Origin of the sequence: Streptomyces sp. NPDC048254 (assembly GCF_043201895.1) — a bacterium.
Taxonomy (GTDB): domain Bacteria; phylum Actinomycetota; class Actinomycetes; order Streptomycetales; family Streptomycetaceae; genus Streptomyces.
The window spans coordinates 358,490-383,594 of record NZ_JBICZJ010000007.1 but is presented as its reverse complement, the minus strand read 5'-3'; the positions used below and the strand labels follow the sequence as shown (position 1 = coordinate 383,594).

The window sequence follows — 25,105 nt, the reverse complement described above, 5'->3', positions numbered from 1 at the left end:
TGGGCAACGCGCGCCCCTTGAGGGGCGCGGGGCGGTACTCAATATGCGGCTCCGCCGCGTGGGCGCGACCAGCCACAACCGGCCCGCAGCCGACGTACGGCCTGTCAGTCCCGCGCGGCCGTCAACCTCTCCGCATGCTCCTGGAGCGACCGCACCCCCACGTCCCCGTGGTTCAGCGCGTCGATCCCCTGCACGGCCGCCGCCAGCGCCTGCACCGTCGTCAGACACGGCACCGACCGCGCCACCGCGGCCGTCCGGATCTCGTACCCGTCCAGGCGACCCCCGGTGCCGTACGGGGTGTTGACGATGAGGTCGACCTCGCCGTCGTGAATCAGCTGGACGATCGTCTTCTCGCCCTGCGGACCGACGCCGTCCGACTGCTTGCGCACAACGGTCGCGTTGATGCCGTTGCGCTTGAGCACCTCGGCCGTGCCGGAGGTGGCGAGCAGCTCGAAGCCGTGGGCGACCAGTTCACGCGCCGGGAAGATCATCGAGCGCTTGTCGCGGTTGGCGACCGAGATGAACGCGCGGCCCTTGGTCGGCAGCGGCCCGTACGCCCCCGCCTGCGACTTGGCGTACGCCGTGCCGAAGACGGAGTCGATGCCCATGACCTCGCCGGTGGAGCGCATCTCCGGGCCGAGGACCGTGTCGACGCCCCGGCCCTGGATGTCGCGGAACCGCGACCACGGCATGACCGCCTCCTTGACGGAGATCGGCGCGTCGAACGGCAGCTCACCACCGTCGCCACGGGCCGGCAGCAGCCCCTCGGCGCGCAGCTCGGCGACGGTCGCGCCCAGCGAGATCCGGGCGGCGGCCTTGGCCAGCGGCACCGCGGTCGCCTTCGAGGTGAAGGGGACCGTACGGGACGCGCGCGGGTTGGCTTCGAGGACGTAGAGGATGTCCCCGGCCATCGCGAACTGGATGTTGATCAGACCGCGCACGCCGACGCCCTTGGCGATGGCCTCCGTCGAAGCCCGCAGGCGCTTGATGTCGAAGCCGCCCAGCGTGATCGGCGGCAGGGCGCACGCCGAGTCGCCGGAGTGGATACCGGCCTCCTCGATGTGCTCCATGACGCCGCCGAGGTACAGCTCCTGGCCGTCGTAGAGGGCGTCGACGTCGATCTCGATCGCGTCGTCCAGGAACCGGTCGACGAGCACCGGCCGGGAGGGGCTGATCTCGGTGGACTCGGCGATGTAGGCGGCGAGGCGGGTCTCGTCGTAGACGATCTCCATGCCCCGGCCGCCGAGGACGTACGACGGCCGGACGAGTACCGGGTAGCCGATCTCGTCGGCGATGGCCTTTGCCTCGGCGAACTCGGTGGCGGTGCCGTGCTTGGGGGCGGGCAGGCCCGCCTCCGCGAGGACCCGCCCGAAGGCGCCCCGGTCCTCGGCCGCGTGGATGGCCTCGGGGGACGTGCCGACGATCGGCACGCCGTTGTCCTTCAGCGCCTGCGACAGGCCCAGCGGCGTCTGCCCGCCGAGCTGCACCACCACACCGGCGACCGGACCGGCCTGCTGCTCGGCGTGGACGATCTCCAGGACGTCCTCCAGGGTGAGCGGCTCGAAGTACAGCCGGTCGGAGGTGTCGTAGTCGGTGGAGACGGTCTCCGGGTTGCAGTTGACCATCACGGTCTCGTACCCGGCGTCCGACAGCGCGAAGGACGCGTGCACGCAGGAGTAGTCGAACTCGATGCCCTGGCCGATGCGGTTGGGGCCGGAGCCCAGGATGATGACGGCCGGCTTCTCGCGCCGGGCGACCTCGGTCTCCTCGTCGTAGGAGGAGTAGAAGTACGGCGTCCTCGCGGCGAACTCGGCCGCGCAGGTGTCGACCGTCTTGTAGACCGGACGGACACCGAGCGCGTGCCGGACCTCGCGGACGACGTCCTCGCGCAGGCCGCGGATCTCGCCGATCTGCTGGTCGGAGAAGCCGTGCCGCTTGGCCTCGGCGAGCAGGTCGGGGGTGAGTTCGGCGGCGGCCGCCAGCTCGTCGGCGATCTCCTTGATCAGGAACAACTGGTCGACGAACCACGGGTCGATCTTCGTGAACTCGAAGACCTCCTCGGGCGTGGCGCCCGCGCGGATGGCCTGCATGACGGTGTTGATCCGGCCGTCGGTGGGCCGTACCGCCTCGCGCAGCAGGGTCTCCTTGTCGCCGGGCTCGCCGACGAAGGTGAACTGGCTGCCCTTCTTCTCCAGCGAGCGCAGCGCCTTCTGGAAGGCCTCGGGGAAGTTGCGGCCGATGGCCATCGCCTCGCCGACCGACTTCATGGTCGTGGTCAGCGTGGAGTCGGCCTGCGGGAACTTCTCGAACGCGAAACGCGGGGCCTTGACGACCACGTAGTCGAGCGTGGGCTCGAAGGAGGCCGGGGTCTCCTGGGTGATGTCGTTCGGGATCTCGTCGAGGGTGTAGCCGACCGCCAGCTTCGCCGCGATCTTCGCGATCGGGAAGCCGGTCGCCTTGGAGGCGAGTGCCGAGGACCGCGAGACGCGCGGGTTCATCTCGATGACGATGACCCGGCCGTCCTCGGGGTTCACCGCGAACTGGATGTTGCAGCCGCCGGTGTCGACACCGACCTCGCGGATCACGGCGATGCCGATGTCCCGCAGGATCTGGTACTCGCGGTCGGTCAGCGTCATCGACGGGGCCACGGTGATCGAGTCACCGGTGTGCACGCCCATGGGGTCGAAGTTCTCGATGGAGCAGACGACCACGACGTTGTCGTGCTTGTCGCGCATCAGCTCCAGCTCGTACTCCTTCCAGCCGAGGATGGACTCCTCCAGGAGCACCTCGGTGGTGGGCGACAGGGTCAGGCCCTGGCCGGCGATCCGGCGCAGTTCCCCCTCGTCGTGCGCGAAGCCGGAGCCGGCACCGCCCATGGTGAAGGAGGGGCGGACGACGACGGGGTAGCCGCCCAGCTCGTCCACTCCCGCGAGCACCTCGTCCATGGAGTGGCAGATCACCGACCGGGCGGACTCACCGTGCCCGATCTTGGCGCGCACGGCCTCCACGACGCCCTTGAAGAGGTCGCGGTCCTCGCCCTTGTTGATGGCTTCGACGTTGGCGCCGATCAGCTCGACGCCGTACTTGGCGAGGACGCCGTTCTCGGCCAGCGAGATCGCGGTGTTGAGCGCGGTCTGGCCGCCCAGGGTGGGCAGCAGGGCGTCGGGGCGCTCCTTGGCGATGATCTTCTCGACGAACTCGGGGGTGATCGGCTCGACATAGGTCGCGTCGGCGATCTCCGGGTCGGTCATGATCGTCGCCGGGTTGGAGTTGACCAGGATGACCCTGAGGCCCTCGGCCCGCAGGACGCGGCAGGCCTGGGTGCCGGAGTAGTCGAACTCGGCGGCCTGGCCGATGACGATCGGGCCGGAGCCGATGACCAGGACGGACTGGATATCGGTGCGCTTAGGCACGCTGGCCCTCCATCAGGACTGTGTCCATCAAAGACGTGAAGCGGTCGAACAGGTAGGCGGCGTCGTGCGGGCCGGCTGCCGCTTCGGGGTGGTACTGGACGGAGAAGGCGGGCTGGTCGAGCAGCTGCAGCCCCTCCACGACGTTGTCGTTCAGGCAGACGTGCGAGACCTCGACGCGGCCGAACCTCGTCTCGCTGACCTGGTCGAGCGGGGCGTCCACGGCGAAGCCGTGGTTGTGCGCGGTGACCTCGACCTTGCCGGTCGTACGGTCCTGGACCGGCTGGTTGATGCCCCGGTGGCCGTACTTCAGCTTGTAGGTGCCGAAGCCGAGCGCGCGGCCGAGGATCTGGTTGCCGAAGCAGATGCCGAACAGGGGGGTCTTCCGCTCCAGGACGGCGGTCATCAGGGCCACCGGGCCGTCGGCCGTGGCCGGGTCGCCGGGGCCGTTGGAGAAGAACACGCCGTCCGGGGAGACGGCGTAGACGTCGTCCACGGTGGCGGTCGCGGGCAGCACATGTACCTCGATGCCGCGCTCGGCCATGCGCTGCGGGGTCATGCCCTTGATGCCGAGGTCGATGGCGGCGACGGTGAATCGCTTCTCCCCGATCGCCGGGACGACGTACGCCTCCTGGGTGGCGACCTCCTCGTACAGCGAGGCGCCCTTCATGTGCGGCTGGGCCTGCACGCGCGCGAGGAGCTCGGAATCGGCGGCGACCGCCTCGCCCGAGAAGATGCCGGAGCGCATCGAGCCGCGCTCACGGAGGTGGCGGGTGAGGGCGCGGGTGTCGATCCCGGAGATGCCGACCACGCCCTGCGCGACCAGCTCGTCGTCCAGGGACCGCTTGGCACGCCAGTTGGAGGGCACGCGCGAGGGGTCGCGCACGACGTAGCCGGAGACCCAGATGCGGCTGGACTCGTCGTCCTCGTCGTTCCACCCCGTGTTGCCGATCTGCGGGGCGGTGGCGACCACGATCTGGCGGTCGTACGAGGGGTCGGTGAGGGTCTCCTGGTAGCCGGTCATGCCGGTGGAGAACACGGCCTCGCCGAAGGTCTCCCCCACGGCCCCGTAGGCGCGGCCGCGGAAGATCCGGCCGTCCTCCAGGACGAGTACCGCGGGAACCTTGCCGGCTCCCCTTGTGGAGGTCGTCATCGTTCGGCGCCTTCCGTGCTGGGTGTCTTGATCATGGAGTTGAGGGTGTCGACCCACTCGGTGTGCTCGGCCGCCTGGTCGGAGCGGAATCCGGAGTCGATCAGCCGGTCGCCGTGCTGCCAGGTCACCACGAGCAGTCCGCCCTCGGTGAGGACCTTGCCCGCGATGCCCTTGCCGAGCAGGGCTTCACGGAGTGCGTCGGCGGGGATGAAGAAGTCGGTCGCCCCGGGGCGTACGACGTCCAGACCCGCGTCGGTCAGGGTGAGCTCGACCCGGCTGCGGGAGCCGAGGCCGCGGGCCACGATGCGGTCCAGCCACTGCCCGGCGGTGGTGGAGCCGTGGTAGCGGCCGCTCATCGTCAGTCTGGCTTCACCGAGGTGGTCCGGCGCGGTGGGGAGCTCCGGCAGGTCGCCTTGGAGGGTGCCGCGCCACTTCCAGCCCTCGCGCATCAGCCAGTAGACGAGCGCGACGAACAGGGCGAGGCCGACCAGCCAGCCGATGCGGGCGGACCAGTCGGTGACCGCGGCCGACTTCTTGTCGTCGGCCAGCAGGATCAGAGGTGTCACGTCAGCTTCCCGTCCACGAGCGTCGCCTTGCCCCGCAGCCACGTGTGGGTGACACGGCCCGGCAGCTCGCGTCCCTCGTACGGGGTGTTGCGGCTGCGCGAGGCGAAGCCCGCGGGGTCCACCTCGCCACGGTATTCCGTGTCGACGAGCGTGAGGTTGGCGGGCTCACCTGCCGAGACGGGACGGCCGTGACCGGCGGCCTGACCGATCCGCGCGGGCTTGACGGACATCCGGTCGGCGACGCCGGCCCAGGTCAGCAGGCCCGTGTCCACCATGGTCTCCTGGACCACCGACAACGCGGTCTCCAGGCCCACCATCCCCATGGCGGCCGCGGCCCACTCGCAGTCCTTGTCCTCGTGCGGGTGCGGGGCGTGGTCGGTGGCGACGATGTCGATGGTGCCGTCGGCGAGGGCCTCGCGCAGGGCCATCACATCGCGCTCGGTGCGCAGCGGCGGGTTGACCTTGTAGACCGGGTTGTACGAGCGCACCAGCTCGTCGGTGAGGAGCAGGTGGTGCGGGGTGACCTCGGCGGTGACGTCGATGCCCCGGGACTTGGCCCAGCGCACGATCTCGACGGACCCCGCGGTCGAGAGGTGGCAGATGTGGACGCGGGAGCCGACGTGCTCGGCGAGCAGGACGTCCCGGGCGATGATCGATTCCTCGGCCACCGCCGGCCAGCCGCCCAGGCCCAGCTCGGCGGAGACCACGCCCTCGTTCATCTCGGCGCCCTCGGTCAGCCGCGGCTCCTGCGCGTGCTGGGCGACGACCCCGCCGAAGGCCTTCACGTACTCCAGCGCGCGGCGCATGATCACGGCGTCGTCGACGCACTTGCCGTCGTCGGAGAAGACGGTGACCCCGGCGGCCGATTCGTGCATGGCCCCCAGCTCGGCGAGCTTCCTGCCCTCCAGGCCGACGGTGACGGCGCCGATGGGCTGCACATCGCAGTAGCCGTGCTCCTGGCCGAGCCGGTAGACCTGCTCGACGACACCGGCGGTGTCGGCGACCGGGAAGGTGTTGGCCATGGCGAACACGGCCGTGTAGCCGCCGGTGGCGGCCGCGCGGGTGCCGGTAAGCACGGTCTCGGAGTCCTCGCGCCCGGGCTCGCGCAGATGCGTGTGCAGGTCGACCAGGCCCGGCAGCAGCACCTTTCCGGTGGCCTCCACGACCTCGGCGCCCTCGGCGGACAGCCCGCTGCCCACCGCCTCGATGACCTCGCCGTCGATCAGGACGTCCTGCGGCTCACCGCCGAGCACCTTCGCACCACGGATCAGGATCTTGCTCATGGGTGTTACTTCTCCTCGATGGTGCGGGCGTGGCTGACGGCGGGTTCGTTGCCGCCGAGCAGGAGGTACAGAACGGCCATCCGGATGGAGACTCCGTTTGCGACCTGCTCGACGACGGTGCAGCGGTCGGAGTCGGCGACCTCGGCGGTGATCTCCATGCCGCGGACCATCGGGCCGGGGTGCATCACGATGGCGTGCTCGGGCATCCGCGCCATGCGGTCGCCGTCGAGGCCGTACCGCCGCGAGTACTCGCGCTCGGTCGGGAAGAACGCGGCGTTCATGCGCTCGCGCTGGACGCGCAGCATCATCACCGCGTCGGACTTGGGGAGGACGGCGTCGAGGTCGTACGACACCTCGCAGGGCCAGTTCCCGACGCCGACCGGCACCAGGGTGGGCGGGGCGACCAGGGTGAGCTCGGCGCCCAGGGTGTGCAGCAGATCGACGTTGGAGCGGGCGACCCGGCTGTGCAGGACGTCGCCGACGATCGTGATGCGCTTGCCGGCCAGGTCCTGCCCTATCCCGGCGTCCCGGCCGACGAGCCGGCGGCGCATGGTGAAGGCGTCCAGGAGGGCCTGGGTGGGGTGCTGGTGGGTGCCGTCGCCGGCGTTGATCACGGCGGCGTCGATCCAGCCGGAGGTGGCGAGGCGGTAAGGGGCTCCGGAGGCGCCGTGCCGGATGACGACGGCGTCGACGCCCATCGCCTCCAGGGTCTGGGCGGTGTCCTTCAGGGACTCGCCCTTGGAGACGCTCGACCCCTTGGCGGTGAAGTTGATGACGTCCGCCGACAGCCGCTTCTCGGCGGCCTCGAAGGAGATCCGGGTCCGGGTCGAGTCCTCGAAGAAGAGGTTGACCACGGTGCGGCCGCGCAGGGTCGGCAGTTTCTTGATCGGCCGGTCGGCGACCCGGGCCATCTCCTCGGCGGTGTCGAGGATCAGGACGGCGTCGTCGCGGGTGAGGTCGGCGGCCGAGATGAGATGACGCTGCATCTGTCAGGCTCCGTAAGGCAGTTCACATATCGGGAGATTGCGGGCAAGCGTGGGCGCACCGGCGCGGTGCGGGCCCCTGGGCTTGCTACGGGGTCGGCTTCACACCGAGCAGCACGGTGTCGCGACCGTCCTCCTCGGTGAGCAGGACCTTGACCGTCTCCCGCAGCGACGTGGGGAGGTTCTTGCCGACATAGTCGGCCCGGATGGGCAGTTCACGGTGACCGCGGTCGACGAGGACCGCGAGCTGCACCGCGCGCGGGCGCCCGATGTCGTTCAGGGCGTCGAGGGCGGCGCGGATGGTGCGGCCGGAGAAGAGCACGTCGTCGACGAGGACGACCAGTCCCCCGTCGATGCCGTCACCGGGGATCTCGGTGCGGGCCAGCGCACGCGGCGGGTGCATGCGCAGGTCGTCGCGGTACATGGTGATGTCGAGGGAACCGACGGGCACCTTGCGATCGGTGATCTCCTCCAGCTTGGCGGCGAGCCGCCGGGCGAGGAAGACACCGCGGGTCGGAATGCCGAGGAGCACCACGTCGTCGGCGCCCTTGGCGCGCTCGACGATCTCGTGGGCGATGCGGGTCAGCACCCGCGCGATGTCGGGCCCTTCGAGAACGGGCCGGGCGTCGGATGCCTGAAGGTCGGGCTTTACCTGCTTGTCCATACGAAACGGACCCCCTTCTCCGCCTCACGGGACGGACCTTAAAGGACGTCGGATTTGCGCCATCCACCGTATCAGGTGCCGGAGAGGCCCCCGATCACCCCCTTGGCCTAACCGGTCGTCGCTGCCACGGAAGAGTCGGTGCGGACCATTCGGCTTGACGCGAGAGAGTAACGCTGCGTAACCTCACAGTGAGTTACCAGCCGCGCGGCGGGACCAAGGCCGGCCGCGTCGACACAGTGTCCGGGGAGCCATATGTCCAGCGAATACGCCAAACAGCTCGGGGCCAAGCTCCGGGCCATCCGCACCCAGCAGGGCCTTTCCCTCCACGGTGTCGAGGAGAAGTCCCAGGGGCGCTGGAAGGCCGTGGTGGTCGGTTCGTACGAGCGCGGCGACCGTGCCGTGACCGTGCAGCGCCTTGCCGAGCTGGCGGATTTCTACGGCGTTCCGGTGCAGGAGCTGCTGCCGGGCACCACCCCTGGCGGCGCCGCCGAGCCCCCGCCGAAGCTGGTCCTGGACCTGGAGCGGCTGGCCAACGTGCCGGCCGAGAAGGCGGGCCCGCTGCAGCGCTACGCGGCGACGATCCAGTCCCAGCGCGGTGACTACAACGGCAAGGTGCTGTCGATCCGCCAGGACGACCTGCGCACACTGGCCGTCATCTACGACCAGTCCCCCTCGGTCCTCACCGAGCAGCTGATCAGCTGGGGAGTCCTGGACGCGGACGCCCGCCGCGCGGTCGCCACCCACGAGGACGCCTGACCCCACTACGCCTGAGCAGAAACGTGCCGCCGGACTGGCCGGAACCCGATGGTTCCGGTCGGCTCGGCGGCACTCTTCGCATCACGGGGCCGAGCTTTGGACGTGGAGAGCTGCCTACCGGCCCAGGGGCGCGGGGCTGTATCGATATACGGCTCCGCCGCGTGGGCGCGACAGGCCCCACACGGCCCGCAGCCGCCCTACAAGCGCACCACCCACCCCATTGGGCACACAGACGCCGGAGGGCCCGCAGCAGGCGCGTGCTGCAGGCCCTCCGGCGTTTACCGGCTCACGCCTCCCGGCGCAGCGACGGCTTCAGCTCCTTCAGCCGTCCCAGCAGTCCGTTCACGAACGACGGCGACTCGTCGGTCGAGAACTCCTTCGCCAGCTGCACCATCTCGTCGAGGACGACCGCGTCCGGGGTCTCGTCGACCCAGATCAGCTCGTACGCCCCGAGGCGCAGGATGTTGCGGTCGACGACCGGCATCCGGTCGAGGGTCCAGCCGACGGCGTACTGGGCGATCAGCTCGTCGATCCGACGCACGTGCTCCGCGTAGCCCTCGACCAGCTGCATCGTGTACTCGCTCACCGGCGGCTGCCGGGTGTCGTCCCGGGAGAGCCTGATCCAGTCCGCGAGAACGGTCAGGACGTCGGCCCCGCGCTGGTCGCCCTCGAAGAGGATCTGGAAGGCGCGCTTGCGGGCCGTGTTGCGGGCAGCCACGGTTAGCTGTTCACCCGGCCGAGGTAGTCGCCGGTGCGGGTGTCGACCTTGATCTTCTCACCGGAGGTGATGAAGAGCGGGACCTGGATCTCGTAGCCGGTCTCCAGCTTGGCGGGCTTGGTGCCGCCGGTGGAGCGGTCGCCCTGGACGCCCGGCTCGGTCTCGGCGATGGTCAGCTCGACGGCGGCGGGCAGCTCGACGTAGAGCACCTGGCCCTCGTTCTGCGCGACCATGGCCTCGAAGCCCTCGATCAGGAAGTTCGCGACGTCACCGACGGTCTTGCGGTCGATGTGCAGCTGGTCGTACGTGTCCATGTCCATGAAGACGAAGTAGTCGCCGTCCATGTACGAGAACTGCATGTCGCGCTTGTCGACGTTGGCCGTCTCGACCTTGACGCCGGCGTTGAAGGTCTTGTCGACCACCTTGCCGGACAGCACGTTCTTCAGCTTGGTGCGCACGAAGGCCGGGCCCTTGCCGGGCTTGACGTGCTGGAACTCGACGACGGACCAGAGCTGGCCCCCGTCGAGCTTGAGCACCAGGCCGTTCTTGAGGTCGTTCGTGGAAGCCACGGTTGCGGAATCTCCTGGACTGACGTACGACCCCGGGTCACGCGCTACAGCGCGAGCAGTTCCTTGGTCGTGATGGTGAGTAGCTCGGGTCCGCCGTCCGCCTCAGGGCGTACGACGAGCGTGTCATCGATCCGGACACCGCCCCGGCCCGGGAGGTGGACCCCCGGTTCGACGGTGACCGGCACGCAAGCGTCCAGTTTACCCATGGACGACGGAGCGAGCTGCGGGTCCTCGTCGATTTCGAGTCCGACGCCGTGTCCGGTGAGGGGCTGGAGCCCCTCGGCGTAGCCCGCGGAGTCCAGCACCTGGCGGGCGGCGCGGTCCACGTCGCGGTAGGCGGCCCCGGGTACGAGGCTCTCCCGGCCGGCCCGCTGAGCGGCGAAGACGAGGTCGTAGAGCTCGATCTGCCAGTCGGCGGGCGAGGTGCCGATGACGAAGGTACGCCCGATCTCGCAGCGGTAGCCGCGGTAGGTGGCGCCGAGGCAGACGGAGAGAAAGTCGCCCTCCTCGACCCGCCGGTCGGTGGGGCGGTGGCCGCGGCGGCCGGCGTTCGGTCCGGTCGCCACGGAGGTGGGGAAGGCCGGGCCGTCGGCGCCGTGGTCGACCAGGCGGCGCTCCAGCTCCAGGGCGAGATGCCGTTCGGTGCGGCCGACGAGGATCGACTCCAGCAGCTCGCCGAGGGCCTGGTCGGCGATCTCGGCACCGATCCGGAGGCAGGAGATCTCCTCCTCGTCCTTCACGACCCTGAGCTGCTCGACGGCGCCGCCGAGGTCGGTTAGGCGGAGGTGGGGGGCGACCGAGGAGAGGGCGCGGTGCCGGGTCACCGTGAGGTGGTGCTCCTCGACGGCGAGGGCGTCGGCGTCCTGGGCGGCGGCGAGGTCGGCGGCGGCCACGGCGGGGTCACCGCCGGGTCCTTCGAGGAGGTGCTGCCGAAGGGAGTCGTCGGGGCGGGCCTCGGTGGGGCGGTCGTCCTGGGGGCCGGGGCTGACGAGGAGGTCCTCGCGCTTGCCGAGCAGCAGGACGGAGCCGGCGGGGGCGGCGCCGGCGAGGTATCTCACGTTGGCGGGGCGTGAGACGAGCGCGGACTGGCAGCCGGCCGCGTTGCATCGTTCCCTCAGCCTGGTTCGGCGGGCCGCGTACACGTCTGACATGAGTCGAGCGTAGGAGTCGTGGGCGATTTGTGCCGGTTGAGGGGGGCCGAGTGGGGTGGTTGGGCGCCGTTGTGGGGTGCGGGTTGGTGGGGGTTGGTCGCGCCCACGCGGCGGAGCCGCACATCGACACAGCCCCGCGCCCCTCGAAGCAGGGAGCTGCTGTCACCCCCCGCCTACCAGCTCGGGGGGCTCGCTATCGCCCGGGCCAGGACCTCGTCCAGCACGCGGGCCGTGCTCACCACGTCCAGCTGGGAGTTGTCGATGATCGGGAGGCCCGAGCCGTACCAGCCCGCCATGCGGCCGTGGATGCGGGCCACCTCCTCGTCGGCGAGGCGGCGGTTGCCCGTGCGTTCGGCGTTGCGCTCCAGGACGATGTCGAGGCCCGGGAGGAGGACGACCGGGAGGAGGCCGGGGCCGACGTGGCGCTTCCAGCCGCCGAGGCCGACGACCGGGCGGTCCGGGAAGACCGCGTCGTCGAGGATGCACGAGATCCCGTTGGCCAGGAAGTTGCGCGCGGCGAAGCCGCAGGTGCGGCGGGCCAGGCGGTACTGGGCCTCGGAGTTGTCGTTCCAGCCGGACTGGGGGTCGGCGAAGCCGGAACGGACCCATTCGCGGACGTCGTCGAGGCTGATGTGGGCCGTGGGGACCCGGCGGTGGTCGGCCCAGTACTTGGCGACGCTCGTCTTGCCCGCGCCCGCCGGACCTATGAGGAGGACGGCCAGGGTGGTGGTGGTCGGGTCGGGCGCGGTGGTCGCGGCCGGGGGTGCGGTGGGGATGCCGACCGGGGCGCCCGGCGGCAGCGGGACATGTCCCGTGGTGTCGGGGGGCGGCGGGGCCGAGGGCAGGGGGGGAGGCGGCGGAACCGGCGGTTGCGGGGGCGCGGCCGGTGGCGGCGGCACGGGTGCGGGGCCCTGCGGCGCTCCCGGGTGGTGTGCGGCCGGCGGCCAGCCGGTCGGTCCCTGCCCCGGCTGATGGGGCGGCGGCAGCGGAGATCCCACTGCGTGCTGCATCCGGTGCCACTCCGTCTCGTCATGTGCGGCTGCGCTCGTTACCGAACGGTACCGCCCCCGGTCGTCGTTTGGTGAAACGGCCGGGGGCGGTACGAAGTGCCCGTGCCGGGAGGCGAATCGGGCGGAAGGAACAGCGGCGGACTTACTGTCCGACCTCGCCGTAGGCGGCGAGCAGCACGGCCGGGTCCGGGCCCTCCAGGACGGTCGGCTTGGCGAGGCCGTCCAGGACGATGAAGCGCAGCAGGTCGCCGCGGGACTTCTTGTCGACCTTCATCGTCTCGACGAGCTTGGGCCACTGGTCGTAGCGGTAGTGCAGCGGGAGGCCGACCGACTCCAGGACCGTGCGGTGCCGATCCGCCGTCGCGTCGTCCAGGCGCCCGGCCAGCCGGCCCAGCTCGGCGGCGAAGTGCATGCCGACGGCGACCGCCGCGCCGTGCCGCCACTTGTAGCGCTCGTTCTTCTCGATGGCGTGGCCGAGCGTGTGGCCGTAGTTGAGGATCTCCCGCAGGCCCGACTCCCTGAGGTCGGAGGAGACGACCTCGGCCTTGACCCGGATGGAGCGCTCGATCAGCTCGGCCGTGTGCGGGCCGGCCGGGGTGCGTGCGGCCTCCGGGTCGGACTCGATGAGCTCCAGGATCGCCGGGTCGGCGATGAAGCCGGCCTTGATGACCTCGGCGAGCCCGGAGACGTAGTCGTTGACCGGGAGGGAGTCCAGCGCGGCGAGGTCGCAGAGCACACCCGCCGGCGGGTGGAAGGCGCCCACCAGGTTCTTGCCCTCGGCGGTGTTGATGCCGGTCTTGCCGCCGACCGCCGCGTCGACCATGGCGAGGACGGTGGTCGGGACGGCGATCCAGCGGACCCCGCGCAGCCAGGTGGCGGCCACGAAACCGGCCAGGTCCGTCGTCGCCCCGCCGCCCACGCCGACGATGACGTCGGAGCGGGTGAACCCGGACTGGCCGAGCGCCTTCCAGCAGTAGGCGGCGACCTCGGCGGTCTTGGCCTCCTCCGCGTTGGGCACCTGGATGGCGACGGCCTCGTAGCCCTGCCCGGCCAGGTCCGCGCGGAGCGCGTCGCCGGTCTCGGCGAGCGCCTCGGGGTGGATCACCGCGACCCGCTTGACCCGGTCGCCGATCAACCCGCCCAGTTCGCCGAGCAGTTGACGGCCCACCAGGACCTCGTACGGCTCGGTGCCCGCCGTGCCGCCGACCTGGATCCGGGTGACTGCCTCGCTCATGCTTCCTTCAACTCCAGTGCGTCCAGCGCTGCTTGGGTGACCTCTTCGGGCGTACGCCCGTCGGTCGCGACGACGGCCGAGGCGACCTCCTCGTACAGGTGCCGCCGTGCGTCCATCAGCTCGCGCCACTGCCTGCGCGGGTTGATGGCGAGCAGCGGCCGGGCCGCGTTCAGGCCGGTGCGCTTGACGGCCTCCTCGACGTCCATCGAGAGGTAGACCACCCGCCGGCCGGCGAGCAGCGCGCGCGTGTCCGCGTCGAGGATCGCGCCGCCGCCGAGCGCGAGGACGCCCTCGTGGTCTGCCAGCGCCACTTCCACGGCCCGCTTCTCGACCTCCCGGAAGACCGGCTCGCCCTCGGCCACGAAGATGTCGGCGATGGCGCGGCCCTCGGCGGCGACGATGTCCTCGTCGGTGTCCCGGAAGCCGACGCCGAGCCGCTCGGCGAGCAGCTGCCCGACCGTGGACTTGCCGACGCCCATCGGTCCGACCAGCACCACCATCGGTGCGCCGCTCATCGGATGGCCAGGTTCTCGAGGAACGACCGGACGTTACGACGGGTCTCGGACACCGAGTCACCGCCGAACTTCTCCGCGACCGCGTCCGCGAGGACGAGCGCGACCATCGCCTCGGCGACGACGCCCGCGGCCGGCACGGCGGAGACGTCGGAGCGCTGGTGGTGGGCCTGGGTGGCCTCGCCGGTGGACACGTCCACGGTCCGCAGGGCGCGCGGCACGGTCGCGATCGGCTTCATCGCCGCCCGGACCCGCAGCAGCTCACCGGTGGACAGGCCGCCCTCGGTGCCGCCGGCGTGGCCGGAGACGCGCCGGATGCCCTCGTCGGTGCCGACGATCTCGTCGTGCGCCTGGGAGCCGGGCACCCGCGCCAGTTCGAATCCGTCGCCGATCTCGACGCCCTTGATCGCCTGGATGCCCATCAGCGCACCGGCCAGGCGGGCGTCCAGCTTGCGGTCCCAGTGCACGTGCGAGCCGAGGCCGACCGGCACGCCGTAGGCCAGGACCTCGACGACACCGCCGAGGGTGTCACCGTCCTTGTGGGCCTGGTCGACCTCCGCGACCATCGCCTTCGAGGCGTCGGCGTCCAGGCAGCGCAGCGGGTCGGCGTCCAGCTTCTCGACGTCGGCCGGGGTGGGGTACACACCCTTGGGGGCCTTCACGGAGCAGAGTTCGACGACGTGCGAGACGATCTCGATGCCGGCCGTCTCCTTCAGGTACGACCGGGCCACCGCGCCGAGCGCCACCCGGGCCGCGGTCTCCCGCGCGGAGGCGCGCTCCAGGATCGGCCGGGCCTCGTCGAAGCCGTACTTCTGCATGCCGGCCAGGTCGGCGTGGCCGGGACGCGGGCGGGTCAGCGGGGCGTTGCGGGCGAGCCCGGCGAGGATCTCGGGGTCGACCGGATCGGCCGCCATGACCTGCTCCCACTTGGGCCACTCGCTGTTGCCCACCATGATGGCGACCGGGGAACCGAGCGTGAGACCGTGCCGGACGCCCCCCAGGAAGGTGACCTGGTCCTGCTCGAACTTCATGCGCGCACCGCGTCCGTAACCGAGCCGCCGCCGGGCCAGATGGTCCGCGACCATCTCGGTCGTGATCGGCACGCCGGCGGGAAGGCCCTCCAGCGTCGCGACAAGTGCGGGACCATGGGACTCCCCCGCGGTCAGCCAACGCAGCCTGCTCAACGATGCTCCTCAGTGCTCGCGCCCCGGTACTGCCCTGCGTACGCGCGTCCTCGCGTACGGCGACGGCCCGACCGGGTGCGCGGCCCCGGTCCGCCGTCTCCGATCCTCCCACGTCCGGGCGGTGAACCCGGCCGCCGGTCCAGCAGACGGACGCGGAGGTGGACCCGGTCAGCGCTCGGCGAGTGCCTTCTCCCCGGCCCGGCGCATGGCGTCCAGCGGCGCCGGGGCGCGGCCGGTCATCTGTTCGACCTGGAGCACGGCCTGGTGCACCAGGAGGTCGAGGCCGCTCACCACGGCTCCGCCGAACATGGACCAGCGTGCGGCCAGCGCCGTGGGCCAGGGGTGGTAGAGGACGTCGAAGAGGGTGGTGGGGCGCTCGGGAACGGCGGCGGCGAGGGCGTCGGTGGTGCCGGCCGGGGTGGTGGCGATGACCAGGGGGGCGTGCAGGGCCTGTTCGGCGTCGGCCCAGTCGGCGGTCCGCACCTCCACGTCGAGCCGCTCGCCCCAGTGCCGCATCTCGGCGGCGCGCTCCTCGCTGCGGACGTAGGCGACGACCTCGCCGGTGCAGATACGGGCGAGCGCGGCCAGTGCCGAGGAGGCGGTGGCACCGGCGCCTAGGACGGCGGCGGAGTCGACCTGTTCGATGCCGTGCTCGCGCAGCGCGGCGACCATACCCGGGATGTCGGTGTTGTCCCCGAGGCGCCGACCGTCCTGCGTGAAGACGACCGTGTTGACCGCGTCGACCGAGGCGGCCGTCTCGCTGATCTCGTCGACCAGCGGGATGACCGCCCGCTTCAGCGGCATGGTCAGCGACAGCCCCGCCCACTCCGGTCCCAGCTGCCCGAGAAAGCCGGGCAGCCGGGTCTCGTCGACCTCGAAGCGCTCGTACGACCAGTCGGCGAGCCCGAGTTCGTCGTACGCGGCCCGGTGCAGCACCGGGGAGAGCGAGTGGGCGATGGGCTTACCGAGCACAGCGGCCCGGCGGGCGTCAGTGGCCCGAGGTGGCATTGAACTTTTCCTTGAGCTTCTCGAATTCGGCATTGGTCTTGGCGAATTCGGTGTTGTTCACGCCGTCGGTCGCCACGAAATACATCCAACCCTCGTCGGTCGGATTCAGTGCCGCCTTCAGCGCTTCGTCGCCGGGGTTGCCGATCGGGCCCGGCGGAAGGCCCTTCTGGGTGTACGTGTTGTACGGGTTCCGGTTGCTGTTGATCTCCGACTCGCTGATGTGGATGTTGCTCGTGCCCTTCAGGTAGTTGAAGGCCGAGTCGAATTGCAGCAACCGGTTCGTCTCGGTGTTCGTGGGCTCGAGACGGTTGTAGACCACTTCCGCCATCTTGCGGAAGTCGTCGTGCGTCTTTCCTTCGGCCTGGACGAGGCTCGCGACCGTGATGACCTGCAGCGGGTTGTCCAGGTCGTACTTCTTGGCCTGGGCCGCGAGGTCGTAGGTGGCGTATTCCTCCTTGGCCGCGGCGACCATCTGTTTCAGGATCGCGTCGGGCTTCATGCCCTTGGCCGCGGGATAGGTGCCCGGGAAGAGGAAGCCCTCCAGCGGGTCCATGATCTTGCTGTTGGTGTTCGCGTAGCTCGGCAGACCGAGGCTCTTGTATCCGGTCTTGGCGACCTTCTTGGTGGTGCCGGAGGAAAGGCCGAGCTGTTTGTCGAGGGCCACGTAGACGGCTGCCGCGCGCTCGCCCGGCCTGACGACCACATTGCTCTGGCTCTTCGGATCCAGCATCAACTGCACGGCGCTTGCCGCGGACATCTCCTTCTTCAGGAGATAGGCGCCTGCCTGAATCGTTTTTCCGTCGGGGTTCTGCGACTGGGCGGCCACGAACGCGTCGACGCTCTTGACCACGCCGGCGTCCTTCAGGCGCCGGCCGATGTCGTATCCGCCCGCGCCCTTCGGGATCTCCACGGACACCGAGCCGGTGCCGCCGCCCGCATAGTCCGGAGCCGCGCCGAACCGATTTTGGTAGAAGTGCCAGCCGTAGTAGCCGACTACGGCCGCACCACCTCCGAAGACCAGGCAGACCACCAGACACGCGCAGCCGTTGCGGCGCTTCTTGGCCCCCTTGCCGCCCTTCGCGTCCTTGCCGCGGCCACCACCGCGGCGCCCTTTCGGGTCGTCGTCATCCTCGTCGTCATCGTCGGCGCCCGTGAAGAAGGGGTGCTGCTCCTCCTCTTCGGCGACGGGCTCCGGCTGCGCCTCCGGCTCCGGGTCGCGCCGGCGGCCGGGCGGCTCCGGCGGCGGGTAGGCGTCCTCGGTGCCGTAGAAGTCGGGCTGCTCCCCGCCGTACGCCACCGGCTGCTGGCCGTAGGGGTCGCCCGGGTCGGCGGCGTAGGGAACCTGGCCGTGGGTGCCGGTCGCGTCCCAGCCGCCCTGGTGGTACTGCTGCTGGGCATGGCCGGCGTACTGCTGCTGGTCGTACTGCTGCTGGCCCTGTCCGTCGGCGTACTGAAGCTGGCCCTGCTCGTCGTAGTACGCGTACTGCTGCTGGCCGGTGTGCTGGTCGTACCCGCCCTGCGGGTGCTGGCTCCAGTCGCCGTACTGCTGCTGCGGCTGCTGCGGATAGTGCTGCGGCTGACCGCCGTAGGGGGACTGCTGACCCACGTGGGCCTGCTGTCCTCCCCATCCGTCGTCCCCGTACAACGGGTCCTCCGGATGCCACGGTTCGGAGCCTTCGCCCCGGCCATACTCAGTCATCGATCCCCTAGAGCCGCGAGGCGGCGCGTCACGCGGCTGGTGGGCCGACAGTCGTACCGCTTCTTGCTGTGCGGTGGCTGTTCGAAAACCATCGCATCGCGCGGAACGTTACCGTATCGCGATCAGATGACCACTTCGACGCCCTCGCCGGGTGGTTTATCTGACACCCGTTCGGATTCCAGCGCCTGCTGGAGGATGATCACAGCGGCGGCCTGGTCGATGACCGAGCGCCCCTTCTTGGACTTCACCCCCGAGGCGCGCAGTCCCTGACTGGCCGTCACGGTCGTCATCCGCTCGTCGACCAGCCGGACCGGCACCGGCTTGATGTTGTTGGCGAGCTCCTGGGCGAAGGCCCGGACCTTGACGGCGGCCGGGCCCTCACCTCCCTTGAGGGAGCGGGGGAGTCCGACGACGACCTCGATCGGTTCGTACTCCTCGACCAGTTGCCCGAGCCGGCGGTGGGCCGCCGGGACGTCCCGGCCGGGGACCGTCTCGACCGGGGTGGCGAGGATCCCGTCGGGGTCGCACGAGGCGACCCCGATCCGGGCGTCCCCGACGTCGACGGCGAGCCGACGCCCTCTTCGCATCTTCTTACCGTTTCTTACTTGGCGGTCTCGGCCACGAGACGCTCGACGGCGTCGATGGCCTCGCCCACGGCGGCCGGGTTCTGACCGCCGCCCTGGGCGACGTCCGGCTTGCCGCCGCCACCGCCGCCGAGGGTCTTGGCGGCGGTGCGCACCAGGTCACCGGCCTTGAGGCCGCGGTCGCGGGCGGCGTCGTTGGTGGCGATGACCGTGAGCGGCTTGCCGTTGTTGACCGTGAACAGGGCGACCACGGCGGCACGCCCGCCCTGGATGCGGCCGCGCACGTCGAGGACCAGCTTGCGCAGGTCGTCCGGGGTGGTGCCGTCCGGGACCTGCCCGGTCACCAAGGCCACACCGCGCACGTCCTTGGCGGAGTCGACCAGACCACCGGCGGCCTGCAGCACCTTCTCCGCACGGAACTTCTCGATCTCCTTCTCGGCGTCCTTCAGCTTGCCGAGCATGGCGGAGACCTTCTCCGGAAGCTCCTCCGGGCGGCCCTTGACCAGCTCCTGGAGCTGGGCGACGACCGTGTGCTCACGGGCCAGGAAGTTGTAGGCGTCGACGCCGACGAGGGCCTCGATACGGCGCACACCCGAGCCGATCGACGACTCGCCGAGCAGCTTCACCAGGCCCAGCTGGGCGGTGTTGTGCACATGGGTGCCGCCGCACAGCTCCTTGGAGAAGTCACCGATGGTCACGACGCGCACCCGCTCGCCGTACTTCTCGCCGAACTCGGCGATGGCGCCCTGCTTCTTGGCCTCGTCGATGCCCATGATGTCGGCGCGCACGTCCAGGTCGCGGGCGAGCACCTCGTTGATCTTCTGCTCGACGTCGGTCATCACGGCCGTCGGAACGGCGGACGGCGAGCCGAAGTCGAAGCGGAAGCGGCCGGGCTGGTTCTCGGAACCGGCCTGGGCGGCCGTCGGGCCGAGGGCGTCGCGCAGCGCCTGGTGGGTGAGGTGGGTGGCCGAGTGGGCACGGGCGATGGCGGTACGGCGACGCTGGTCGATCGCGGCGTGGGCCTTGGCACCGACCGTGACCTCGCCGAACTGGACGACGCCCTTGTGGACGTAGACGCCCGGGACCGGCTTCTGGGTGTCGCGGATCTCGACGACGGCACCGGAGTCGACCTTGATCCGGCCGGTGTCGCCGATCTGGCCGCCGCCCTCGGCGTAGAACGGGGTGCGGTCCAGGACGATCTCGACCTCGTCGCCCTCGGTGGCGGCCGGCGAGGAGACGCCGTCGACGAGGATGCCGACGATCGTGGTCTCGCCCTCGGTGTCGGAGTAGCCGATGAAGTCGGTCTCGCCGGTCTTGTCGGCGATCTCGCGGTAGGCGCCGGCACCGGCGTGCCCGGTCTTCTTGGCCTGGGCATCGGCCTTGGCGCGGTCCCGCTGCTCCTTCATCAGGCGGCGGAAGCCGTCCTCGTCCACCGCGAGACCCTGCTCGGCGGCCATTTCGAGGGTGAGGTCGATCGGGAAGCCCCAGGTGTCGTGGAGCAGGAACGCCTTGTCACCGGCGAGGACCGTGCCGCCGGACTCCTTGGTCTCGGTGACGGCGGTGTCGAGGATGTTGGTGCCGGCCTTCAGCGTCTTGAGGAAGGCGTTCTCCTCGGCGACGGCGACCTTCTCGATGCGCTCGCGGTCGGTGACCAGCTCCGGGTACTGCTGGCCCATCATCCGGATGACGGTGTCGATCAGGTCGAGGACGACCGGGCCGGTGGCACCGAGCAGGCGCATGTTGCGGATGGCGCGGCGCATGATGCGGCGCAGGACGTAGCCGCGGCCCTCGTTGCCGGGGGTGACGCCGTCGCCGATGAGCATCACCGATGTCCGCATGTGGTCGGTGACCACGCGCAGCGAGACGTCCGAGTCGTGGGCGTCGCCGTAGCGGACGCCGGTCAGCTCGGTGGCCTTCTCGATGACGGCCATGGAGGTGTCGATCTCGTACATGTTCTGCACGCCCTGCAGAATCATGGCGAGTCGCTCCAGGCCGAGGCCCGTGTCGATGTTCTTGCTGGGCAGTTCGCCGAGGATCTCGAAGTTGTCCTTGCCGATGCCCTCGCCACGCTCGTACTGCATGAAGACGAGGTTCCAGATCTCCACGTACCGCTCGTCGTTGACGGCCGGGCCGCCCTCGACGCCGAACTCGGGGCCGCGGTCGTAGTTGATCTCGGAGCAGGGGCCGCAGGGTCCGGGGACGCCCATGGACCAGTAGTTGTCCTTCATGCCGAGGCGCTGGATACGCTCCTTCGGCACGCCGACGACCTCGTGCCAGATGCGCTCGGCCTCGTCGTCGTCCTTGTAGACGGTGATCCAGAGCTTCTCCGGCTCCAGGCCGTAACCACCCTTGTCCTGGGGCGTGGTGAGCAGCTCCCAGGCGTACTTGATGGCGCCTTCCTTGAAGTAGTCGCCGAAGGAGAAGTTGCCGCACATCTGGAAGAAGGTGCCGTGCCGGGTGGTCTTGCCGACCTCTTCGATGTCGGGGGTTCGCACGCACTTCTGCACGCTGGTGGCGCGGGCCCACGGCGGCTTGACCTCGCCGAGGAAGTAGGGCTTGAAGGGCACCATGCCGGCCGGGACGAGGAGCAGAGTCGGGTCGTCCGCGATGAGCGACGCCGAAGGGACGACGGTGTGCCCGCGCTCCTCGTAGAAGCTCAGCCAGCGGCGGCGGATCTCTGCCGACTCCATCAGTGGTCCTCATTCCGGTCGTACGAGTACGTCGTGTTCTCGATGTACTTCGGGTTGCTGCGGTTGTTCTCGATGGCGGTGAGCCGCCGGGGTGCGGGGAGTTCGGGGTCCGCGTTGATGCCCAGCGCATCCCCCAGCTCCGCCTCCCGCTGGGCCATGTTGTCGCGGACGTCGAGCGCGAAGCCGACCGCCCGGTCCTTGATCCGGTGGCCGGTCTCCAGTGCCTTGTTCGCGGCGGTGGCGGCGAGGCTCTCGGGGGTCAGCTGCCTGAGCTTGCGGTTGACCTTGGTGGTGGCCCAGACACCGGCGGCGACACCGGTGGTGAACCAGAAGGTACGGCGGAACATCTGGCTGGCTCCTACTTTCCCCGGTTCTTCCGCCGTGCGGCGGGCACGGTCCGGCCCACGATCACGGTACGCCCGGGCTCCCGGGCGGGCACGTCCTCCGCCTTGCGGCCGGTCAGCGCCCGGCGCACGCCGTAGCCGAACGCCGCGACCTTGACCAGCGGGCCGCCGAAGGTGGAGGCGACGGTGGTGGACAGCGCGGAGGCGTTGGAGGTGACCTCCTGGACGTCGGAGGCGATCGCGTCGACCCGGTCGATCTGGGTCTGCGCGGAGCGTACGGCCGCGGAGGCGTCGGCGAGCAGCGGGACGGCCTGGTCGGTCACGTCCGCCACGAGCTTGGTGGTCGCCTTGAGCGTCTGGGCCAGCCTCACGAGAGCCACCGCGAGGAAGGAGACCAGGATCGCCCAGAAGACGGCCACCAGGATCCCGGCCACCTCTCCACCGGACACTGCGTGCACCCGCTCCCTGAAACGTGCCTCGACATCGAAAAGTCTGCACCGAGCCTATCGCGCCGGGCGTGGGACTCCGTACCGGATTACCGGCGCGCTGGAGGTGGAGTCGCGGGAAGCGATTGTACGGACCGAACACGGTTAAGTACGCTCCGTGTCCCATGCGAGGTCCTCAGCGCCCCGGCTCTTCGGCGGACGGCAATCTGCCCCTGGAACTGACCGCGTTCGTCGGTCGCTCGGCCGAACTCGGCGAGCTGGCCCGGGCCCTGGAGTCCGGCCGGTTCGTGACGGTGACCGGGGTCGGCGGGGTCGGCAAGTCCCGGCTCGCGGCCCGGGCGGCCGCCGCGGCGGCGCCCCGGGACGGGGTGTGGCGGGTGGAGCTGGCGGGGGTGCGCGATCCGGGGTTCGTGGAGTACGCGGTCGTGGAGGCGCTGGGCCTGACCGACCACACCACCCGGCTGCCGCGCGAGACGCTTCTGGAGCACCTGGCCGGCCGCCGCTGCCTGCTGCTGCTCGACGGGTGCGAGCACCTGGTCGACGGGTGCGCGGACCTGGTGGCCGAGCTGCTGCGGCGGCTGCCCGACCTGACCGTGCTGGCGGTGGGGCGCCGGCCGCTGGGCGTGGCGGGCGAGCGGCTGTTCCCGCTGGCGCCGCTCGGCGAGGACGATGCGGTGGAGCTGTTCGCCGAGCGCGCCGAGCGGCAGGGGCTGGACGTCCGGGACCGTGCGGAGGTCCGGGAGGTGTGCCGACGCCTTGACGGGATCCCGCTGGCGATCGAGCTGGCGGCGGGCCGGCTGCGGGCGCTGTCGCCGGGGCAGCTGCTGGAGCGGCTCGACGACCGGTTCCGGCTGCTGACCGGCGGCGGGCGGGACGGCCTCCCCCGCCATCAGACGCTGCGCACGGCGATCGGCTGGAGCCACGAACTGTGCACCCCCGCCGAGCGGTTGCTGTGGGCGCGGCTGTCGGTGTTCGCGGGGACCTTCGACCTGGAGGCCGCCGAGTACGTGTGCGGCGGGGACGGGCTGTCGTCCGAGAACGTCCTGGACGTGCTGGCGGAGCTGCTCGCGCAGTCGGTGGTGTCCCGGGAGGAGACCCCGACGGGGGTGCGCTACCGGATGCTCGACACCGTACGGGCGTACGGCGCCGACTGGCTGGCGGCGGCGGGGGACGCGGGGCGGCTGCGCCGCCGGCACCGCGACTGGTTCATGGGGCTGGCGACCTGGTGCGAGCTGGACTGGTTCTCGCCGCGGCAGGGCGAGGTGGCCGCGCGCGTCGAGGCCGAGCTGCCGAACCTGCGGGCCGCCCTGGAGCACTGTCTGACCGAGCCGGACGAGGCGCATCTGGGCCAGTACCTGGCGGGCTCGCTGTGGTTCTACTGGGCGGGCTGCGGGCGGCTCTCGGAGGGGCGGCGCTGGCTGGAGCTCAGTCTGGAGCTGGACTCGGAGTACCCGCGGTCCCGGCTGAAGGCGCTGTGGGTGCTCGGTTATGTGGCGATCCTGCAGGGCGACGCGGTGCCCGCGCTGGCCGCGCTCCAGGAGTGCCGGGAGGAGGCCGAGCTGGTCGCCGACCCCCTGGCGGTGGCGTACGCGGAGCACCGCACCGGCTGTCTGGCGCTGGTCACGGACGACATGGCACGGGCGGAGACGCTGCTGCGCTCGGCGCTCGGCCGCTACCGGGAGATCGGCGAGCTCAACAGCAACGTCCTGATGGGCCAGGTCGAACTGGCGATGACCAGGGCGTTCCTCGGTGATCTGCCGGACGCGGTGCGGCTGTGCGAGGACGTGCGCCGGGTGTGCGAGGACCACGGCGAGCACTGGGCCCGGTCGTACGCGCTGTATGTGCTGGCGTACGCGGCCTGGCGGGACGGCGACCACGCGGGCGCCCGCGAGCTGCTGACCGACTGCCTGGGCCACGCGCACGGCTTCCATGACCTGCTGGGTTCGGTGCTGTCGATCGAGCTGCTTGCCCTGGTGACGGTGGCGCAGGGCGATCCGGCGGAGGCGGCGGTGCTGCAGGGCGCGGCGGCGCGGATGTGGCCGTCGGTGGGGCTGCCGCTGTTCGGCTCGGCCTACTACAACGCCCCGCACGAGCTGTGCGAGGCGACGGCCCGGCGGGCGCTGGGCGAGGAGCGGTACGCGGAGTGCGTACGGCAGGGGGCCCTGCTGGACCGGGAGGCGGCGGTGGCCCGGGCGCTGGAGTACTTCGGGGTGCGGCCGCTGGACGCGCTGCCGTCGCCCCGCGGGCCGGTACGGGAGCGGCGGGACGGTCCCGGTACGCGGAAGCCCGCCGCCTCGCCCACCCGGAAGGGCGGGGAGACGGCGGGCTGACGCTGGAGTGCTGCGCCGGGGCTGGGATCAGCGGGCGTAGTACTCGACGACGAGCTGCTCGTCACAGATGATCGGAACTTCCTTGCGGTTCGGCTCGCGGTCCAGGCGGAACGCCAGGGCCTTGAGGTTCACCTGCAGGTAGCGCGGGATCTCGCCGTCGGGGGCGAAGCCACCCTCACGGGCGATCTGGAAGAGCGTCTTGTCCTTCGAGCGGTCGCGGACCTGGATGACGTCGTCCGGACGCACGCGGTAGGACGGCTTGTCGACCTTCTGGCCGTTGACCTGGATGTGGCCGTGGACGACCATCTGGCGGGCCTGGTAGATCGTGCGGGCGATGCCCGAACGCAGGACCAGCGCGTCGAGGCGACGCTCCAGCTCGATGATCAGGGCCTCACCGGTCTTGCCCTGCACCTTGGAGGCACGCTCGTAGGCGCGGACGAGCTGGCGCTCGGACACGTCGTACTGCGCGCGCAGACGCTGCTTCTCGAGCAGACGGACCTTGTAGTCCGAGTTCTGCTTGCGGCCGCGGCCGTGCTCACCCGGCGGGTAGGGACGGGCCTCGAAGTACTTGACGGCCTTCGGGGTCAGCGCGATGCCGAGGGCACGCGACTTCTTGACCTTGGGGCGGGACTGGTTCGCCACTTGTCTCTTTCTTCCTTCTGATATCCGGCTCGTCAGGGTTAAGGGAGGTCGCAATCCGCAGCCGGGGAAACCCGCCGGGACCCGTTGCCGGGCCTGGTGGGCAGCCGCTCCCCTGGTCTGGGCACATACGTGCAGCACGCGAGTGGCCCACCGACCGGTCCCGCCGTGC

Annotated in this window: 22 protein-coding genes; 2 read left to right on the top strand and 20 right to left on the bottom strand. The window is 70.7% G+C overall.

What is annotated here, in order from left to right; translation table 11 throughout:
- Positions 1-104: 104 nt before the first annotated feature.
- From carB to pyrR, 6 genes are all read right to left on the bottom strand, one after another.
- Positions 105-3,413 (bottom strand): carbamoyl-phosphate synthase large subunit, encoded by a 3,309-nt coding sequence (carB, locus tag ACGFZQ_RS22190; protein WP_393841733.1) that lies wholly within the window; start codon positions 3,411-3,413, stop codon positions 105-107.
- Positions 3,406-4,563, bottom strand: coding sequence for a glutamine-hydrolyzing carbamoyl-phosphate synthase small subunit (carA, locus tag ACGFZQ_RS22185; RefSeq protein ID WP_393841732.1), 1,158 nt, complete (start codon positions 4,561-4,563; stop codon positions 3,406-3,408). Before carA ends, carB begins: the two co-directional genes overlap by 8 nt.
- Positions 4,560-5,129 (bottom strand): hypothetical protein, encoded by a 570-nt coding sequence (locus ACGFZQ_RS22180; RefSeq protein ID WP_393841731.1) that lies wholly within the window; start codon positions 5,127-5,129, stop codon positions 4,560-4,562. The genes carA and ACGFZQ_RS22180 overlap by 4 nt, the downstream gene beginning before the upstream one ends.
- Positions 5,126-6,412: a dihydroorotase gene (locus tag ACGFZQ_RS22175; RefSeq protein WP_351735626.1), complete on the bottom strand. Its 1,287-nt coding sequence runs from the start codon at positions 6,410-6,412 to the stop codon at positions 5,126-5,128. Before ACGFZQ_RS22175 ends, ACGFZQ_RS22180 begins: the two co-directional genes overlap by 4 nt.
- Positions 6,413-6,417: 5 nt before the next feature.
- A complete protein-coding gene (locus ACGFZQ_RS22170) occupies positions 6,418-7,398 on the bottom strand; it encodes an aspartate carbamoyltransferase catalytic subunit (RefSeq protein WP_393841730.1) in 981 nt (326 codons plus the stop codon).
- An 85-nt stretch (positions 7,399-7,483) separates the two neighbouring features.
- The gene (pyrR, locus tag ACGFZQ_RS22165) at positions 7,484-8,059 is read right to left on the bottom strand and encodes a bifunctional pyr operon transcriptional regulator/uracil phosphoribosyltransferase PyrR (RefSeq protein ID WP_393841729.1); all 576 of its coding nucleotides are present in this window, start codon (positions 8,057-8,059) and stop codon (positions 7,484-7,486) included.
- A 252-nt stretch (positions 8,060-8,311) separates the two neighbouring features.
- Between pyrR and bldD the strand changes: the two genes are divergently transcribed.
- The gene (gene bldD / locus ACGFZQ_RS22160) at positions 8,312-8,815 is read left to right on the top strand and encodes a transcriptional regulator BldD (protein ID WP_351704518.1); all 504 of its coding nucleotides are present in this window, start codon (positions 8,312-8,314) and stop codon (positions 8,813-8,815) included.
- A gap of 286 nt (positions 8,816-9,101) precedes the next feature.
- Here the strand turns inward: bldD and nusB are convergent, their stop codons facing one another.
- The 13 genes from nusB to ACGFZQ_RS22095 form a co-directional block, all read right to left on the bottom strand.
- A complete protein-coding gene (gene nusB, locus ACGFZQ_RS22155; protein WP_351707158.1) occupies positions 9,102-9,533 on the bottom strand; it encodes a transcription antitermination factor NusB in 432 nt (143 codons plus the stop codon).
- Positions 9,534-9,535: 2 nt separating this feature from the next.
- Positions 9,536-10,102 (bottom strand): elongation factor P, encoded by a 567-nt coding sequence (efp, locus tag ACGFZQ_RS22150; RefSeq protein WP_351707161.1) that lies wholly within the window; start codon positions 10,100-10,102, stop codon positions 9,536-9,538.
- Positions 10,103-10,146: 44 nt separating this feature from the next.
- Positions 10,147-11,253 (bottom strand): M24 family metallopeptidase, encoded by a 1,107-nt coding sequence (locus ACGFZQ_RS22145; protein WP_393841728.1) that lies wholly within the window; start codon positions 11,251-11,253, stop codon positions 10,147-10,149.
- A gap of 173 nt (positions 11,254-11,426) precedes the next feature.
- Positions 11,427-12,263 carry a Pro-rich N-terminal domain-containing protein gene (locus ACGFZQ_RS22140; RefSeq protein WP_393841727.1) on the bottom strand — a complete coding sequence of 279 codons (837 nt, stop codon included), beginning with the start codon at positions 12,261-12,263 and terminating at the stop codon, positions 11,427-11,429.
- 142 nt (positions 12,264-12,405) lie between these two features.
- Positions 12,406-13,497, bottom strand: coding sequence for a 3-dehydroquinate synthase (aroB, locus tag ACGFZQ_RS22135; protein ID WP_351735634.1), 1,092 nt, complete (start codon positions 13,495-13,497; stop codon positions 12,406-12,408).
- On the bottom strand, positions 13,494-14,012 hold the full coding sequence (locus tag ACGFZQ_RS22130; RefSeq protein WP_393841726.1) for a shikimate kinase: 519 nt from the start codon (positions 14,010-14,012) through the stop codon (positions 13,494-13,496). The genes aroB and ACGFZQ_RS22130 overlap by 4 nt, the downstream gene beginning before the upstream one ends.
- Positions 14,009-15,193: a chorismate synthase gene (gene aroC / locus ACGFZQ_RS22125; RefSeq protein WP_393841725.1), complete on the bottom strand. Its 1,185-nt coding sequence runs from the start codon at positions 15,191-15,193 to the stop codon at positions 14,009-14,011. Before aroC ends, ACGFZQ_RS22130 begins: the two co-directional genes overlap by 4 nt.
- Positions 15,194-15,361: 168 nt before the next feature.
- Positions 15,362-16,201, bottom strand: a complete 840-nt coding sequence (locus ACGFZQ_RS22120; RefSeq protein WP_393841724.1) for a shikimate dehydrogenase — start codon at positions 16,199-16,201, stop codon at positions 15,362-15,364.
- Positions 16,182-17,900: an endolytic transglycosylase MltG gene (mltG, locus tag ACGFZQ_RS22115; RefSeq protein ID WP_393841723.1), complete on the bottom strand. Its 1,719-nt coding sequence runs from the start codon at positions 17,898-17,900 to the stop codon at positions 16,182-16,184. The genes ACGFZQ_RS22120 and mltG overlap by 20 nt, the downstream gene beginning before the upstream one ends.
- A 122-nt stretch (positions 17,901-18,022) precedes the next feature.
- Positions 18,023-18,487 (bottom strand): Holliday junction resolvase RuvX, encoded by a 465-nt coding sequence (ruvX, locus tag ACGFZQ_RS22110; protein WP_393841722.1) that lies wholly within the window; start codon positions 18,485-18,487, stop codon positions 18,023-18,025.
- Positions 18,488-18,501: 14 nt separating this feature from the next.
- Positions 18,502-21,174, bottom strand: coding sequence for an alanine--tRNA ligase (alaS, locus tag ACGFZQ_RS22105; protein ID WP_351735646.1), 2,673 nt, complete (start codon positions 21,172-21,174; stop codon positions 18,502-18,504).
- Positions 21,174-21,521, bottom strand: a complete 348-nt coding sequence (locus ACGFZQ_RS22100) for a hypothetical protein (protein ID WP_351707191.1) — start codon at positions 21,519-21,521, stop codon at positions 21,174-21,176. The genes alaS and ACGFZQ_RS22100 overlap by 1 nt, the downstream gene beginning before the upstream one ends.
- Before the next feature lie 11 nt (positions 21,522-21,532).
- Positions 21,533-21,976 (bottom strand): DUF948 domain-containing protein, encoded by a 444-nt coding sequence (locus ACGFZQ_RS22095; protein WP_393841721.1) that lies wholly within the window; start codon positions 21,974-21,976, stop codon positions 21,533-21,535.
- Positions 21,977-22,128: 152 nt separating this feature from the next.
- On the opposite strand from ACGFZQ_RS22095, the gene ACGFZQ_RS22090 reads away from it, so the two are divergent.
- The gene (locus tag ACGFZQ_RS22090; protein ID WP_393841720.1) at positions 22,129-24,294 is read left to right on the top strand and encodes an ATP-binding protein; all 2,166 of its coding nucleotides are present in this window, start codon (positions 22,129-22,131) and stop codon (positions 24,292-24,294) included.
- A 27-nt stretch (positions 24,295-24,321) separates the two neighbouring features.
- Here ACGFZQ_RS22090 and rpsD read toward each other — a convergent pair whose 3' ends face one another.
- Positions 24,322-24,936: a 30S ribosomal protein S4 gene (gene rpsD, locus ACGFZQ_RS22085; protein ID WP_351707197.1), complete on the bottom strand. Its 615-nt coding sequence runs from the start codon at positions 24,934-24,936 to the stop codon at positions 24,322-24,324.
- Between the last annotated feature and the right edge of the window lie 169 nt (positions 24,937-25,105).